The organism is Marinobacter sp. V34, assembly GCF_055524115.1.
Genome location: NZ_JBUPZY010000002.1, coordinates 26,506 through 40,061 on the forward strand (window position 1 = coordinate 26,506; position 13,556 = coordinate 40,061).

Genomic DNA, 13,556 nt, shown 5'->3' on the forward strand with positions numbered 1-13,556 from the left:
GGTTTGTTTTAAAAGAGTATACAAACAAAAACGCCACCAGCCCCGCAAAGGGTGGTGGCGTTCTGACAAACCCTAAGTTAATTCAGGGTTAAGCAGCCTCTTCTTCCGTTGTCATCTGCATACGGATCTTCTTCATGGCGTTCTTTTCCAACTGACGAATACGCTCAGCGGAAACGCCATATCGGTCAGCCAACTCATGCAGCGTCGACTTGCTATCGGACAACCAGCGCTCACGCAAAATATCCTGGCTACGCTCATCCAACTGCCCCAACGCCGCCATCAGACGACCATTGGAATCATCCGTCCAGTCTGATTGCTCCAACTGCGCGGCCGGATTGCTGCGCTTGTCTTCCAGGTAATACGCCGGCGCCTGATAGGCGTTATCGTCGTCATCGTCCTGGGGGCCATCGAACGCCGTATCGTGGGAAGCCAGACGGCCTTCCATCTCCCGCACAACCTTGGGCTCAACCCCGAGGTCACTGGCCACGGCATTAACCTCATCATGACTCAACCACGCCAGACGCTTCTTCTGGCTGCGCAGGTTAAAGAACAACTTACGCTGCGCCTTGGTGGTCGCCACTTTCACAATGCGCCAGTTGCGCAGAATAAACTCGTGAATCTCAGCCTTGATCCAATGCACTGCAAAGGACACCAGGCGTACTCCATATTCAGGATTGAAACGCTTGACCGCCTTCATCAGGCCCACATTACCTTCCTGGATCAGATCCGCCTGGGACAGTCCATAACCCGCATAGCTACGGGCAATGTGGATTACGAAGCGCAGATGCGAAAGAACCAGCTCACGGGCTGCATCGACATCACCGTCGTAATGCAGGCGCTCGGCAAGCTTGCGCTCTTCCTCGACAGACAACACCGGAATGCGGCTGGCCGCCTGGATATAGGACTCAAGGTTGGCACCCGGAACCAGTCTGTCGATGATCTGTAAACTCGTACCCATGTCTTATCCTCCGAACATGACGACCGATAAATATAGCAACTCTAATTCAGCCCGCCAAGTACTCTGCAAATAACCAAAATTTCCATCCAAATTCTTTAAAATCAACAAACTGGAAATTTTGCTGCCTTCGAATTCTGTCTTTAACCTACGCCGGAACCGATATTGGCTTCAATAAGGTATTTCCGAGATCGGGGATCACCCGCCGGCAATTTCTCCAGGTTCAATGTCATCCAGATGGCGCTTGACGGCAACCCAAGCGCCCAACCAGCCTAACAGCATGGCTGCAATTATCAACGCCAGCGCGCCATCCACGCTCAGCCCGCTCAGGGAAAACTCACTGCGGTACAACCCGGCTAGCCGCTCCACTGGGCCACTGAGCCACCAGAGCGACACCTGGAGCAGGATAAAAGCCACAACACCACCGCCCAGACCAAACCAGGCCCCTGTATAAAGGAACGGCCGACGTACGAAAGCGTCGGTACCACCCACCAGCTTTGCCACAAGGATCTCATCGCGACGGTTTTCAATCGCAAGGCGAACGGTATTGCCAATCACCAGCACCACGGCTGCCGCCAGCAACAGTGCCAGCGCCCAGACGGCACGCCCCAACAGATCGGTCATGGCGTTCAGACGCTGCAACCAGCCGAGATCCACCTGTACCCGGTCAACACCGTCCAGCCCTTCAATGACCTTCAGCAACATTTCCACGCCATCAGCGGTGCGGGAACTTTCACTCGGTGTGACCAGTAGAGTATGGGGAAGCGGGTTTTCATCCAGATAATCCAGAGCGTCGTCAAGGCCGGAAGAGGTACGAAACTCCTTCAGAGCGGCCTCCCGGTCGATCAGCTCGACTTCTGCCACGCGACTGTCATCAGCCACTTCGGCTTTCAATGACCGGGCATCTTCTATGGAAACAGAGTCACTCAGATAGGCCGTCACCCTTGCCGAGCTTTCCCAGCCGGCGCTGACGCCTTCCAGGCTGGCCAGCAACAGCATGAGCGCTACTGGCAACGCCAGCGCCACGCCCATCACCGTCCAGGTCATCATGCTGGCCACTGGTGAGTGCCAAAGGCGCTGCGCGCTGTCCCGGGCCACCTTGCGATGATGGTTCAAGTAACTTTCGGCCTGCTGGCGCCAGGGTGAACGGGCACTTTTAGCGCCCCGGGCAGACTGCCGTCGGGGATCGTTAGCCATGGAACCCCCCGTTTGCGCCAACACCTGTCACCAGCCGACCATGGTCGAGAGTCAACGTACGGCGGCCGAGTTCGTTGATCAATGCAATGTCGTGGGTAGCAATCAACACCGTGACCCCGACCTGACTGAATTCCGCAAACAGCCGCATGATATCGGCAGACAATTCCGGGTCCAGGTTACCGGTGGGCTCATCTGCCAGCAGCACCGGGGGCTTGTTCACCACGGCACGGGCGATGCCCACCCGCTGCTGCTCACCCCCGGACAGCTGCATCGGGTTCATCTTTTCCTTGCTCAACAGCCCGACCTTGTCCAGGGCCGCCCGCACGCGGCGACCAATATCCCGGGCGGGGGCACCCATCACTTCCAGAGGCATGGCGACGTTGTCGAACACGGTGCGATCAAACAATAACTGGTGATTCTGGAACACCACACCAATGTGGCGGCGGATGTAAGGCACCTGACGGCGCGGCAGGGTATTGAGCACCTGCCCGCCCACAATCACCTCGCCGGCACTGGGGCGCTCCATCACCATAATCAGCTTCAGCAGGGTACTTTTTCCAGCGCCGGAATGCCCCGTGAGAAACGCCAACTCACCACGCTCCAGACCAAAATTAACCTGACGCAGCGCAGTATGGTCGCTGTCATAACGTTTGGTGACCTGGCGGAATTCGATCATTGAAGGTTACTTGTCCGAGCTTTCATCAAACAGCGCTTCCACAAAGGTGCGGGCATCGAAGCTGCGCAGGTCATCCACCTGCTCTCCCACACCAATGTAACGTATGGGTAGCTGCAACTGCCGGGCGATGGCGAACACAATACCACCCTTGGCCGTGCCATCCAGCTTGGTCAGAGTAATGCCGCTGACCCCCACTGCCTGCTGGAACACCTGGGCCTGACTCAAAGCATTCTGACCAGTACCGGCATCCAGAACCAGCATGACTTCGTGAGGTGCGGAGTCATCCAGCTTTTTCATGACCCGCACAACCTTCTCCAATTCGCTCATCAGGTTGTCTTTGTTCTGAAGACGGCCGGCGGTGTCCGCAATCACCACATCCACGTCACGGGACTGTGCAGACTGAACGGCATCAAAGATCACGGATGCGCTGTCGGCACCAGTATGCTGGGCCACGACGGGGACGCTGTTGCGCTCGCCCCACACCTGCAGCTGCTCAACCGCCGCGGCACGAAAGGTATCCCCCGCAGCCAGCATTACCGACTTTCCGTCCCGCTGAAAGAGCTTGGTGAGCTTGCCGATCGTGGTGGTTTTACCAACACCATTCACACCTACCATCAGGATTACGTAGGGCTTCTTGCTCGCATCGATTTCCAGAGGCTTGGTAACATCTTCCAGAAGCCCGTGGAGCTCATCCCGAAGGGCCTTGCGCAGGGCCTCGCCGTCCTTGAGTTGATTGCGTTCCAGCTTGTCGGTCAACGACTCAATGATTTCCGAGGTGGCCGTCACACCCACATCCGCCATCAGCAGCGTGGTTTCGATTTCCTCGAGCAGATCCTCGTCCACTTTCTTGCCGATGGAAAACAGGTCCGCAAAACCGCCGGTCAGATTGGCTCGGGTTTTACCCAACCCCTTGCGGATACGCTCGAAAACACTGGCCTGGGACGCTTCCGGCTCGGGTTCAGGCTCCGGCGCTGCTGGGGTTTCAGCGGGCGCCTCCTCGACAACGGGCTTTTCAGGGGCTTCCGCGACAGGCGCGCTATCAGGCTCCGCCTTCTCCTCTGTCCCGGATTTCGGGGTAGCACCCTCCAGAGCCTCCGGCTTTTTCTGGGGCACCGGCTTTGGCCGAGGCACACGCTGACGGTTTGCCGCCACATCCAGAACAAACACAAAGACAAGAAGGGCCAGAAGGCCGATAGCAATCCACTCTGCCGTCATAGTCATACCATTGGTCGTCGATTCGCGGGATACAAGAAAGGCGGTATTCTAGCAGACTGACTGCCGTAAGTGATGGCTGCAGGTGACTCCCCCGATAAACCTTCGTAACATGACGCAACCTGCACCGTCAGGCGCATCAAAACATGCTCAAGAGGCTCGTTCTTCATGGCGCGTACCCAGAAACCCAGGCCAGCCAGCAGCGGCGGCGGCGAACTCCGCATCATCGGCGGCGACTGGCGCAGCCGCAAACTCCGCTTCCCCGACGCCGGCGGCGTACGCCCCACACCCGCACGCACCCGCGAAACCCTGTTCAACTGGTTGACGCACCAACTCGCCGGCAGCCGCTGCCTCGACCTCTTCGCCGGCTCCGGCGCACTGGGTCTCGAAGCTCTCTCCCGAGGCGCTGGCACAACCACCTTCGTCGATCACACGCCCGCACTTGCCCAGGCCCTGAGAAGCAACCTGCGCCTATTGAAATCAGAAAACGGAGAAGTCGCCTGCCAGAACATCGACACCTACCTGGCCCTACCACCGGCCAAGCCCTTCGACATCCTGTTCATGGACCCACCGTTCCGCCAAGGCTGGCTGGAAAAACTGTTCCCGATGATCACGGACAATGGCTGGGTAAAACCCGGGGGGTGGATCTACGCAGAACACGAAAGCGACACGCCCACGCCCTCAGCGCCAGCCAACTGGACCCTGCACAGACAAAAAACAGCAGGTCAAGTGACCTACTGTTTGTTCCGAGTGGAGGAGGCAAAAAACTAGGGCGAAGGCCGCAAAGAATAAGCCCGCAAATGCGCCGCAAAGTCCTCGAGGTAACGAATGCCACTGGCCTCCGCCTCCCGGCACCACTCCATCAGCGCATGCAATTTCTCCTGCGGCTTCAACCCACGGCGACGCCACAACTCCTGCAACTCATTGCTCTTCTCGTAAATCTGCCGCAGCACCGCATTGCTCGCCAAAGCACTTTCCAAGTGCTCCTTCTCCTTCGGCTTGATCAGCGTCACCTCACGGGAAAGCAATCGTTTCAGGCTGCGGTAACGAGGACGAATTTCCTCATCCATCATCGCCTTCTGCTGCCGTAACACCGGCTCCATTACTCGCTTACGGTACTGACGCATGATGTCAAAGCGGCTATTGGTAATTGCCTGAACGGTCTCCACATCGACTTCCTGCTTGCCGGGCACATAATGCGCAATCGGCTTGAAGCCCTTAGGCTTCGCCAGCCGGAAGAACTGAAACAGACGGATATAACCCCAGCCGATATCCACCTCATACCAACGGCGTGACAGCTTGGAGGAATTGGGATATGTGTGGTGGTTGTTATGCAGCTCTTCGCCACCAATCAGAATACCCCAGGGCGAAATGTTGCGGGCATTGTCGCTGCACTCGAAATTACGATAGCCCATGAAGTGCCCAATGCCGTTAACCACGCCGGCCGCCCATACGGGAATCCACATCATCTGCACCGCCCAGATCCAGATACCATGAACACCGAACAACAGCAGGTCGATCACCGCCATCAGTTGAATGCCCAGCAGCTTGTAGCGGCTGTACACATTGTTCTCGACCCAGTCTTCCGGAGTGCGCTGACCGTAGCGTTCCAGGGTTTCCGGCGTTCCGGCCTCGTCGTAGAGCTCGGCGCCTTCAAGCAACACCTTGCGAACCCCTAGCACCACCGGACTGTGGGGGTCTTCCTCGGTTTCACACTTGGCGTGATGTTTCCGGTGAATAGCCGTCCACTGCTTGGTATTCTGGGCCGTGGTCAGCCACAGCCAGAAACGAAAAAAGTGCGCCAGCACCGGATGCAGATCCAGTGAGTTGTGGGCAGAATGACGATGCAGATATAGCGTAACGCTGATAATTGTGATGTGGGTAAGCCCCAGCGCAACCAGAATCAGCTGCATCACCGAAAGGTCCAGAAGACCGTTGTACCACATAGAGTTTTCCTCGTTCGAAATCAGGATCCGGCACTGCCCAACAACCGTACTGAGCCACTTTAGCGTACAGTTGTTAGCCGGAACAACCGCATTTGGATGCGAATTTGTTACCGATTACACTTATCGGTTACCGACCGTGCCGCTGGAGTAGCCCCCTTGCCCGAATTGCCCGAAGTAGAAACCACCCGACGCGGCATCGCCCCCCATTGCGAAAACCGGACCATCACTCGGGTAACCGTGCGCGACGGCCGCCTACGCTGGCCCGTACCGGGCAATCTCGCGGAACTGATCGAAGGCTCGGTCATCCACACCGTGGATCGCCGGGCCAAATACCTGCTGATTAGCGTAAGCTCGGCCACCGTTGCTGGAACATTAATCGTGCACCTGGGCATGTCCGGTAGCCTGCGGGTGATCACCGATCAGAGCGAACCCCTGCTTCATGACCACGTGGAACTGGCACTCGACAACGGCATCCGCCTGCGCTTCAACGACCCGCGCCGCTTCGGTTGCTGGCTGTGGTCTGAAACACCGGACCAGCATCCACTGATCGCCAGCCTGGGGCCAGAACCCCTGGCACCGGAATTCAATGGGCGCCTGCTCTATACGCTCTCACGGAGCAAGAAGACTCCGGTGAAGTCCTTCATCATGGACAATCATGTGGTGGTGGGTGTGGGGAACATCTACGCGAACGAAGCCCTGTTCAAGGCCGGCATCCACCCCCGTCGCGCTGCTGGCCGCATCAGCCTGGACCGCTACAACCGCCTGGTGGAAGCCATCCGCGAAACCCTCAGTGCTGCCATTCTCATGGGTGGAACCACCCTACGGGACTTTGTGAACAGCGACGGCAAACCGGGCTATTTTGCCCAGTCGCTACTGGTGTATGGCCGCAATGGTGAGTTCTGCCGCGAATGCGGCCAGCCGCTGAAGGAAATCCGAATGAACCAGCGCTCGACGGTTTACTGTGGAAAGTGCCAGCGCTGAACGGCGGCCAGACAACTAATGAAACAGAAAAATCGTTTGAAAATACGCAAATATGATTCATAGTTAACAGAGTATCCATAATCGTAAGCTACAATGTGCGGTGTATGTATCGTCAGCCATCCCAGGCAGGGCGACCATCGGCTAGATCAGAATGCCGACAAGCTAAGGTAAGCTCAGGAGAAACAAGAAATGACCGGTAAGATTTCCCACATCGTTATTACAGCCGTAGCGGTTTGCCTGCTGGCTTTTTCCTCCGTCGGCCACGCCCAAGCCATTGACGAAGAGCCTACAGCGCTGGCCATGACCGGCGACGCCCTGTTTGTCCGCCCGGCCCTGTTTGCCACCACCATCGTGGGAAGCGTGGTTTACCTGGTATCCCTGCCCTTCTCAGCACTGGGCGGCAACGCCGCTGAAGCCGGTGAAGTACTGGTTGTCGGGCCTGCCAAAGCCACCTTCGTACGTTGCCTGGGTTGCACCCGTACCGGCAGAAAACCCGAAACCATTGAGCAGGACAGTAACTGATCCGTAAAAACCCGTCTTGCCAATTTGCGCATACTTCGGCAGCCTGACGTTCTACCAACTTCAGGCTGTTTTTGTATATGGTGAACTGGCATTCCCTCGAGACAGTGTTCCTTGATATGGACGGAACACTGCTCGACCTGCATTTCGACAACCATTTCTGGCTCGAGCACCTGCCCAGGCGTTACGCCGAGTACAACAATCTCAGCCCGGAAGAGGCCCGTGACACCATCATCCCGATGATCATGGCCGAACGTGGTTCCCTCAACTGGTATTGCACCGACTACTGGAGCGACCGGCTGGACATGGACATCACCGGGCTCAAGGCCGAAGTGGGCGAACGCATTGGCTACCGCCCCCATGTGACGGATTTTCTCGATGCCGTCCGTGATACCGGCTTGCGCTCGGTGATTGTCACCAACTGCCATCCGGACCCGCTCAGCCTCAAACTTCAGCGCACCGGCCTGGACAGCCGGGTGGACAACATCATCTCGAGCCACCAGTTGGGCAAACCCAAGGAAGACCCCGCCTTCTGGCAGGACCTCGCCGGGCTGGAAGCCTATCAGGCCGCCGCAACATTGATGGTGGACGACAGCTTCCCGGTACTTGAAAGTGCCCGTACTGCCGGTATCGCCCAGTGTCTTGCCATTCTGGCGCCGGACAGCAGGCAGCCCGCCCGCGACCGGCACCCCGACATCCCCTCGATTCATCATTTTGATGAAATCCTGCCGGCACTGCGTCAGCGCCAACCCCTGCCATCCGGCCAGTGAGCCAGCTATACTATGCGTATACGCTCATCAGGTGAGGAGACATGACGGCAACCACCACTGACGACACTCGCGTAAGACTCGACAAATGGCTGTGGGCAGCACGCTTCTACAAAACCCGCAACCTCGCCAAGCAGGCCATCGAAGGGGGCAAGGTTCACTACAACAGCCAGCGAACCAAACCCGGAAAAGTGGTGGAGCCCGGCGCCAAAGTTACCCTGCGGCTGGGCTGGCAGGAACGCATCGTGGTGGTGGACGACATCAGTGACCGGCGCCGGGGCGCCCCCGAAGCCCAGAAGCTCTATCACGAAACCGACGACAGCGTAAAACGGCGGGAAGAACTTTCGTGGCAGCGCAGAACCATGCAGGCAGCGCAGCTACCCCCGGCCCGACGGCCTTCTAAGAAAGACCGCCGGGACATACAGCGCTTCCGGGAACAAAACGGGCTCTAGCATTCCTGTTTCCCGCCCCAATGATCACCGATTCCGACTTTAACTCTCAGGAGAAATACCAATGGCATCCCGGGACCAGTTCCAGCGATTTATTTTTGAAGACAGCCAGGTCCGGGGAGCCTGGGTGAAACTGAACGACAGCTACAGTGAAATCGGCGGCCAGGCTCCTTATCCTGCCTCCGTGCGGCGCATGTTGGGGGAATCCCTGGTGGCCAGCGTACTGATGAGCAGCACCCTCAAGTTTGAAGGCACTCTCTCACTGCAGGCACAGGGAGACGGCCCACTGCGCACCCTGATGGCCGAATGCAGCCATGACCGCTTCATCCGCGGCCTGGCCCGTTACGACGAACATGCCGTGACCGAAGAATCCCTGGACGCCCTGCTCGGCGAGGGCCGCATGGCCATTACCATTTCTCCAGACAAGGGCCAACGCTATCAGGGTGTGGTCCCCCGGGAAGAGGAAGACCTGGCCGGCTGCCTGGAAGAATACTTCGAGCGCTCCGAACAGATCCCAACCAGCTTCTTCATGTTTGCCGACGAAAACTGCAGTGCCGGCCTGATGCTGCAGAAACTTCCTGGCGACACCGAACAGGATTCCGACCTGTGGGACCGCCTCAACCACCTGGCCAGCACCGTGGAAGCCGAGGAACTGCTGACCCTGGACAGCGAAACCCTGCTCCATCGCCTGTTCCACGAAGAAACCGTGCGCCTGTTCGACGCCGAACCCGTCGCCTTCCGATGCAGCTGCTCACGAGAGCGAACTCTGGGAGCACTGGAGGGGATCGGCAAGGAGGAGTGCTACAGCATCCTGGACGAACAAGACTCTATCGAAATGGACTGTCAGTTCTGTCATCAACACTATCGTTTCGATAGAAATGATATTGATCACCTTTTCACCGGTCATACGTTACACTGAACACCCGACTGAACGGCCCGAAAGCCAGTCGTAGAGCGGGTTTCGGGGCAGTCGTTTTTTACCGGCGTCTCTGGCATAATAGCGCGCCTGAACTGACCCGATTGCTCAGATTTCCGTCAATTTTTAGGGGGGACGGCCTGAGTAATCACGATCACATCCCGAGGGCGAGGTCGAAGTGAGCAACACTTATAATGATCTGAGTGCAGCGCAACTGGTTGAGCTGGCACTGGAAAGACGCGAAGGCCAACTGGCCGCAAACGGTTCCCTGGTGGTTAAGACCGGCGAACGCACCGGCCGGTCCCCAAAGGACCGCTACATTATCGAGGAGCCCAGCACCTCCGACGACATCCACTGGGGCCCTATAAACCGCCCCTTCGACGCGGACAAGTTTGACGCCCTCTGGGACCGCGTTGAAGCCTACATCGCCGAGAAAGACAGCTTTGTAAGCCAGGTACACGTTGGCTCCGATCCGGAACACTACCTGCCAGTACGCATGACCACCGAAACTGCCTGGCAGAACCTGTTCGGTCAGAACCTGTTCATTCGCCCGGACAGCTTCAATCCGGCCGACAAGCAGGAGTGGCAGATCCTCAACGCCGCCAACTTCGAATGTGTGCCTGAACGTGATGGCACCAACAGCAACGGCTGCGTGATCATTAACTTTGCCAAGCGCAAGGTACTGCTGGCAGGCATGCACTACGCAGGCGAAATGAAAAAAGCCATGTTCTCCGTGCAGAATTTCCTGCTGCCCGAGAAAGACGTACTGCCCATGCACTGCTCCGCCAACGTCGGCGAAGACGGCGAAACCTGCCTGTTCTTTGGTCTTTCCGGCACCGGAAAAACCACCCTTTCCGCCGACCCCGATCGTTTCCTGATCGGCGACGACGAGCACGGCTGGGGGCCCGGCACCGTATTCAACATCGAAGGCGGCTGCTACGCCAAGTGCATCGACCTGAGCCAGAAGAACGAACCCATCATCTGGGACGCCATCCGCTTCGGTGCCATCGTTGAAAACGTTACCATCGACCCGGAAACCCGCGAGCCGGATTACACCGATGTCTCCCTCACCGAGAACTCCCGCTGCGCCTACCCGCTGGAGCATGTTGAGAAGCGCGTGATTGAAAACCGCGCCGGCGAGCCATCACACATCGTCTTCCTGACCTGCGACATGACTGGCGTACTGCCGCCCGTGTCCGTCCTCAGCAAAGAAGCCGCAGCCTATCATTTCCTGAGTGGCTACACCGCGTTGGTGGGCTCCACCGAAATGGGCTCCTCTTCCAAGCTGAAAGCCACCTTCTCCACCTGCTTCGGCGCGCCCTTCTTTCCGCGCCCGGCCGGCGTCTACGCCGAGCTGCTGATGAAGCGCATGGACGAGTTTGGCAGCAAGGTCTTCCTGGTCAACACCGGCTGGACCGGTGGCCCCTACGGCGTGGGCGAGCGCTTTAGCATCCCCACCACCCGTGGCATCATCGCTGCCATCCAGAATGGCGACCTGGACGACGCCGAAACCGAGCACCTGCCCACCCTGAATGTGGACGTGCCGGTAGACGTACCGGGCGTGGACAACAACCTGCTGAACCCGCGCAACACCTGGGCCAGCAAGGAAGAGTACGACGCCAAGGCCGCTGAATTGATTGGTCAGTTCGTGGAAAACTTCAAGAAGTTTGATGTTTCCGACGCCATTGTGGAGGCCGGGCCGAAAGTCTAAGCCCGCCTTTATCGAAAAGGCGCCCTACTCTATGAGTACGGCGCCTTTTTTGTGGCTGACAGATTTAAATCAGCAACGGCTGGTCAACGCACCTTCGAAAGGAACTTCTGGGTCAGCGAATTTTGCGGCTCGGTAATGACCTGTTTGGCCTCACCGATTTCGGCAATCACGCCTTCATGGAAGTATGCGACACGGTCTGACACATCACGTGCGAAGCCCATTTCGTGGGTCACGCAGATCATGGTCATCCCTTCTTCCGCCAACAGGCGCAAAGTATCGAGTACCTCGCCCACCAGTTCCGGGTCCAGGGCGGATGTCACCTCGTCAAGCAGCATGAAATCGGGCTTCATGGCCAGTGCGCGAGCAATCGCCAGGCGCTGTTGCTGCCCCCCGGACATTTTAGTTGGGTACACGTCAAACTTATCACCCAAGCCAACGTGCTCGAGTTCCTTCTTGGCGATTTCCATCGCCTCTTCCTTGCTCATCTTTTTGACGATTCTGGGGGCCAGCGCCGCATTTTCGAGCACGGTCATGTGCGGGAAGGAGTTCCACTGTTGGAAAACCATGCCCAGTTTCTGGCGCAGCTTATCCTTGTTCGTCTCCTTGCTGTGAACATCAACGTCGTCGACGAGAATTTTGCCGGAGTTGATCGGTTCGATGGCATTGATGCAATACAGCAGGGTGGACTTGCCACTACCAGAGCCACCAATAACACTGACAACCTCGCCATTGGCAACATCCAGACTGACGCCTTTCAGAACCTCTAGATCACCGAAGGATTTATGGACATTCTGGACACTAATCATATTGCCATTTTCCTCTCAACATATCGGCCGTAATGCGACAGCGGGTATGAAATAATGAAATAAAAGATACCAACACCAATCAGAATCTCGAGCGGTTGCTGGGTTCGTGAGATGAGCTGTTCAGAGGTGCGCAGCAATTCCATGTAACCAATGACAGACACCAGAGCCGAATCCTTGATGACACTGAGCGAAACACCCAGCCAGGAAGGGAAAACGGCTCGCAAACCGATGGGTAACCGGATGTAGTAGATGGTCTGCCAGTAAGTCATGCCCAATGAGCGGGCGGCTGTCTGCATGGATTGATTCACGCTTTCGAAGCCACTGCGAAACACTTCACCCATGAAGGCCATGGTGTACAGCGTCAGCACGATAGAGCCGGCCACAAATGGGTCTAGCGGGTGCCCAATCGCACCCACAAGGGTTGAAAACAGGATGAGCTGGATAATCAGGGGAACACTTCTGAGTATGTCCAGCACACTGCCGAATATGACGTTGACAACCTTGTTGCTTTCAGCACGCGCAAAACCGACGATCAGCCCCAACAGGGTACCCGCCACAATGGCGACAACGGATATGGTGATGGTGTTCCATACACCCGTCAGGATATAACCGGTATCGCTCCAGGACAGGGGCGTAAATAAGGAGTTCATCAGATTTCCCCCCTGAAGAGCCTGCGGGAAAGCAGTGACGAACCAAACAGCACCAGTTTGGTAATGATGAAATACATAACCGCCGCCACAATGAAGAACTCAAGCGTCCGGAAGGACAGTGACTGTAGCCTCTGAGTTGTGCCAGAGAGCTCGCTCATACCCACCAGAATGCCCAGCGAGCTCATCAGGATGGACCAGACAAACTGGTTGGTCATCGGATGATAGATGCGCCGGAGCATTTGCGGCAGGATGATGTAGCGATACACCTGAATGCTGGTCATGCCCAGGGATTTGGACGCGCTGTACTGGGTACTGGGAATGGACTGGAAGCCACCCCGAAACGTCTCGGTCAGGTAACCGGCATTGATAAATACCAGGGCACTCAATACTGCAACATAGGGGCTTAGGTGGATACCAAACGCCCCCAGCCCGAAATACGCCATGTAGATCTGGAAAAGTGCCGGCGTATTACGCGCGACCTCTACCCATACCGTCGCGATATGACAAAAGGGTTTGCTGTTGTTCATCTTGGCGATGGCCAAGAATATCGCGATCACTATACCCAGGAGCATGGCGAGTACTGACACGTGCAGGGTAACAAAGGCACCGTTCAGCAACTCAGGCATTTTCTGGAACACAATGTTCCAGTGAAATTCATAATCCATACCTTGGCCACTTTATGTGGTTGGAGGGACGCCTGACCAATGCGCTACAAAGCACTGGCCAGGGTTCGAAGCCGGAACGCAAAGGAATTTGCGACTGGCTTGAAGC

The 13,556-nt window shown here is 57.1% G+C and carries 15 protein-coding genes; 7 read left to right on the forward strand and 8 right to left on the reverse strand.

Going from position 1 to position 13,556, the window contains the following annotated elements:
- Positions 1-88: 88 nt before the first annotated feature.
- The 4 genes from rpoH to ftsY all read right to left on the reverse strand — a co-directional run bounded on the left by rpoH (position 89) and on the right by ftsY (position 4,043).
- Entirely contained in the window at positions 89-958 is an 870-nt protein-coding gene (rpoH, locus tag AC0B60_RS03230; RefSeq protein WP_465083978.1) for an RNA polymerase sigma factor RpoH, read from the reverse strand.
- Between the two features lie 195 nt (positions 959-1,153).
- Positions 1,154-2,152 (reverse strand): permease-like cell division protein FtsX, encoded by a 999-nt coding sequence (gene ftsX / locus AC0B60_RS03235; RefSeq protein ID WP_465083980.1) that lies wholly within the window; start codon positions 2,150-2,152, stop codon positions 1,154-1,156.
- The gene (gene ftsE, locus AC0B60_RS03240) at positions 2,145-2,828 is read right to left on the reverse strand and encodes a cell division ATP-binding protein FtsE (RefSeq protein ID WP_465083981.1); all 684 of its coding nucleotides are present in this window, start codon (positions 2,826-2,828) and stop codon (positions 2,145-2,147) included. The genes ftsX and ftsE overlap by 8 nt, the downstream gene beginning before the upstream one ends.
- A gap of 6 nt (positions 2,829-2,834) precedes the next feature.
- On the reverse strand, positions 2,835-4,043 hold the full coding sequence (gene ftsY, locus AC0B60_RS03245; RefSeq protein WP_465084676.1) for a signal recognition particle-docking protein FtsY: 1,209 nt from the start codon (positions 4,041-4,043) through the stop codon (positions 2,835-2,837).
- Positions 4,044-4,208: 165 nt separating this feature from the next.
- Here ftsY and rsmD point away from each other — a divergent pair, with 165 nt between their 5' ends.
- Positions 4,209-4,811 (forward strand): 16S rRNA (guanine(966)-N(2))-methyltransferase RsmD, encoded by a 603-nt coding sequence (rsmD, locus tag AC0B60_RS03250; RefSeq protein WP_465083982.1) that lies wholly within the window; start codon positions 4,209-4,211, stop codon positions 4,809-4,811.
- On the opposite strand, the gene AC0B60_RS03255 is transcribed toward rsmD, so the two are convergent.
- Positions 4,808-5,986 carry a DesA family fatty acid desaturase gene (locus AC0B60_RS03255; protein ID WP_465083984.1) on the reverse strand — a complete coding sequence of 393 codons (1,179 nt, stop codon included), beginning with the start codon at positions 5,984-5,986 and terminating at the stop codon, positions 4,808-4,810. The genes rsmD and AC0B60_RS03255 overlap by 4 nt on opposite strands.
- Positions 5,987-6,142: 156 nt before the next feature.
- Here AC0B60_RS03255 and mutM point away from each other — a divergent pair, with 156 nt between their 5' ends.
- The 6 genes from mutM (at position 6,143) to AC0B60_RS03285 (ending at position 11,329) form a co-directional block, all read left to right on the forward strand.
- On the forward strand, positions 6,143-6,967 hold the full coding sequence (gene mutM / locus AC0B60_RS03260) for a bifunctional DNA-formamidopyrimidine glycosylase/DNA-(apurinic or apyrimidinic site) lyase (protein ID WP_465083986.1): 825 nt from the start codon (positions 6,143-6,145) through the stop codon (positions 6,965-6,967).
- Positions 6,968-7,156: 189 nt separating this feature from the next.
- On the forward strand, positions 7,157-7,489 hold the full coding sequence (locus AC0B60_RS03265; protein WP_465083988.1) for a hypothetical protein: 333 nt from the start codon (positions 7,157-7,159) through the stop codon (positions 7,487-7,489).
- Positions 7,490-7,566: 77 nt separating this feature from the next.
- On the forward strand, positions 7,567-8,256 hold the full coding sequence (gene yrfG, locus AC0B60_RS03270; protein ID WP_036211304.1) for a GMP/IMP nucleotidase: 690 nt from the start codon (positions 7,567-7,569) through the stop codon (positions 8,254-8,256).
- Positions 8,257-8,297: 41 nt separating this feature from the next.
- A complete protein-coding gene (hslR, locus tag AC0B60_RS03275) occupies positions 8,298-8,705 on the forward strand; it encodes a ribosome-associated heat shock protein Hsp15 (RefSeq protein ID WP_465083990.1) in 408 nt (135 codons plus the stop codon).
- A gap of 61 nt (positions 8,706-8,766) precedes the next feature.
- A complete protein-coding gene (gene hslO / locus AC0B60_RS03280; RefSeq protein ID WP_465083992.1) occupies positions 8,767-9,621 on the forward strand; it encodes an Hsp33 family molecular chaperone HslO in 855 nt (284 codons plus the stop codon).
- Between the two features lie 175 nt (positions 9,622-9,796).
- On the forward strand, positions 9,797-11,329 hold the full coding sequence (locus AC0B60_RS03285; RefSeq protein ID WP_465083994.1) for a phosphoenolpyruvate carboxykinase: 1,533 nt from the start codon (positions 9,797-9,799) through the stop codon (positions 11,327-11,329).
- Between the two features lie 83 nt (positions 11,330-11,412).
- Here the strand turns inward: AC0B60_RS03285 and AC0B60_RS03290 are convergent, their stop codons facing one another.
- The 3 genes from AC0B60_RS03290 to AC0B60_RS03300 are packed head-to-tail and all read right to left on the reverse strand — an operon-like array spanning position 11,413 to position 13,450.
- A complete protein-coding gene (locus tag AC0B60_RS03290; protein WP_465083995.1) occupies positions 11,413-12,135 on the reverse strand; it encodes an amino acid ABC transporter ATP-binding protein in 723 nt (240 codons plus the stop codon).
- Positions 12,132-12,785, reverse strand: coding sequence for an amino acid ABC transporter permease (locus AC0B60_RS03295; RefSeq protein WP_465083997.1), 654 nt, complete (start codon positions 12,783-12,785; stop codon positions 12,132-12,134). The genes AC0B60_RS03290 and AC0B60_RS03295 overlap by 4 nt, the downstream gene beginning before the upstream one ends.
- On the reverse strand, positions 12,785-13,450 hold the full coding sequence (locus tag AC0B60_RS03300) for an amino acid ABC transporter permease (protein ID WP_465083999.1): 666 nt from the start codon (positions 13,448-13,450) through the stop codon (positions 12,785-12,787). Before AC0B60_RS03300 ends, AC0B60_RS03295 begins: the two co-directional genes overlap by 1 nt.
- Positions 13,451-13,556: the final 106 nt, after the last annotated feature.

Coding starts and splice junctions, on each gene's coding strand:
- AC0B60_RS03290 (WP_465083995.1), bottom strand. CDS start 12,135: ATGATTAGTGTCCAGAATGTCCATAAATCCTTCGGTGATCTAGAGGTT.
- rsmD (WP_465083982.1), top strand. CDS start 4,209: ATGGCGCGTACCCAGAAACCCAGGCCAGCCAGCAGCGGCGGCGGCGAA.
- rpoH (WP_465083978.1), bottom strand. CDS start 958: ATGGGTACGAGTTTACAGATCATCGACAGACTGGTTCCGGGTGCCAAC.
- AC0B60_RS03255 (WP_465083984.1), bottom strand. CDS start 5,986: ATGTGGTACAACGGTCTTCTGGACCTTTCGGTGATGCAGCTGATTCTG.
- ftsE (WP_465083981.1), bottom strand. CDS start 2,828: ATGATCGAATTCCGCCAGGTCACCAAACGTTATGACAGCGACCATACT.
- AC0B60_RS03300 (WP_465083999.1), bottom strand. CDS start 13,450: ATGGATTATGAATTTCACTGGAACATTGTGTTCCAGAAAATGCCTGAG.
- hslR (WP_465083990.1), top strand. CDS start 8,298: ATGACGGCAACCACCACTGACGACACTCGCGTAAGACTCGACAAATGG.
- yrfG (WP_036211304.1), top strand. CDS start 7,567: ATGGTGAACTGGCATTCCCTCGAGACAGTGTTCCTTGATATGGACGGA.
- AC0B60_RS03295 (WP_465083997.1), bottom strand. CDS start 12,785: ATGAACTCCTTATTTACGCCCCTGTCCTGGAGCGATACCGGTTATATC.
- ftsY (WP_465084676.1), bottom strand. CDS start 4,043: ATGACGGCAGAGTGGATTGCTATCGGCCTTCTGGCCCTTCTTGTCTTT.
- AC0B60_RS03265 (WP_465083988.1), top strand. CDS start 7,157: ATGACCGGTAAGATTTCCCACATCGTTATTACAGCCGTAGCGGTTTGC.
- ftsX (WP_465083980.1), bottom strand. CDS start 2,152: ATGGCTAACGATCCCCGACGGCAGTCTGCCCGGGGCGCTAAAAGTGCC.
- hslO (WP_465083992.1), top strand. CDS start 8,767: ATGGCATCCCGGGACCAGTTCCAGCGATTTATTTTTGAAGACAGCCAG.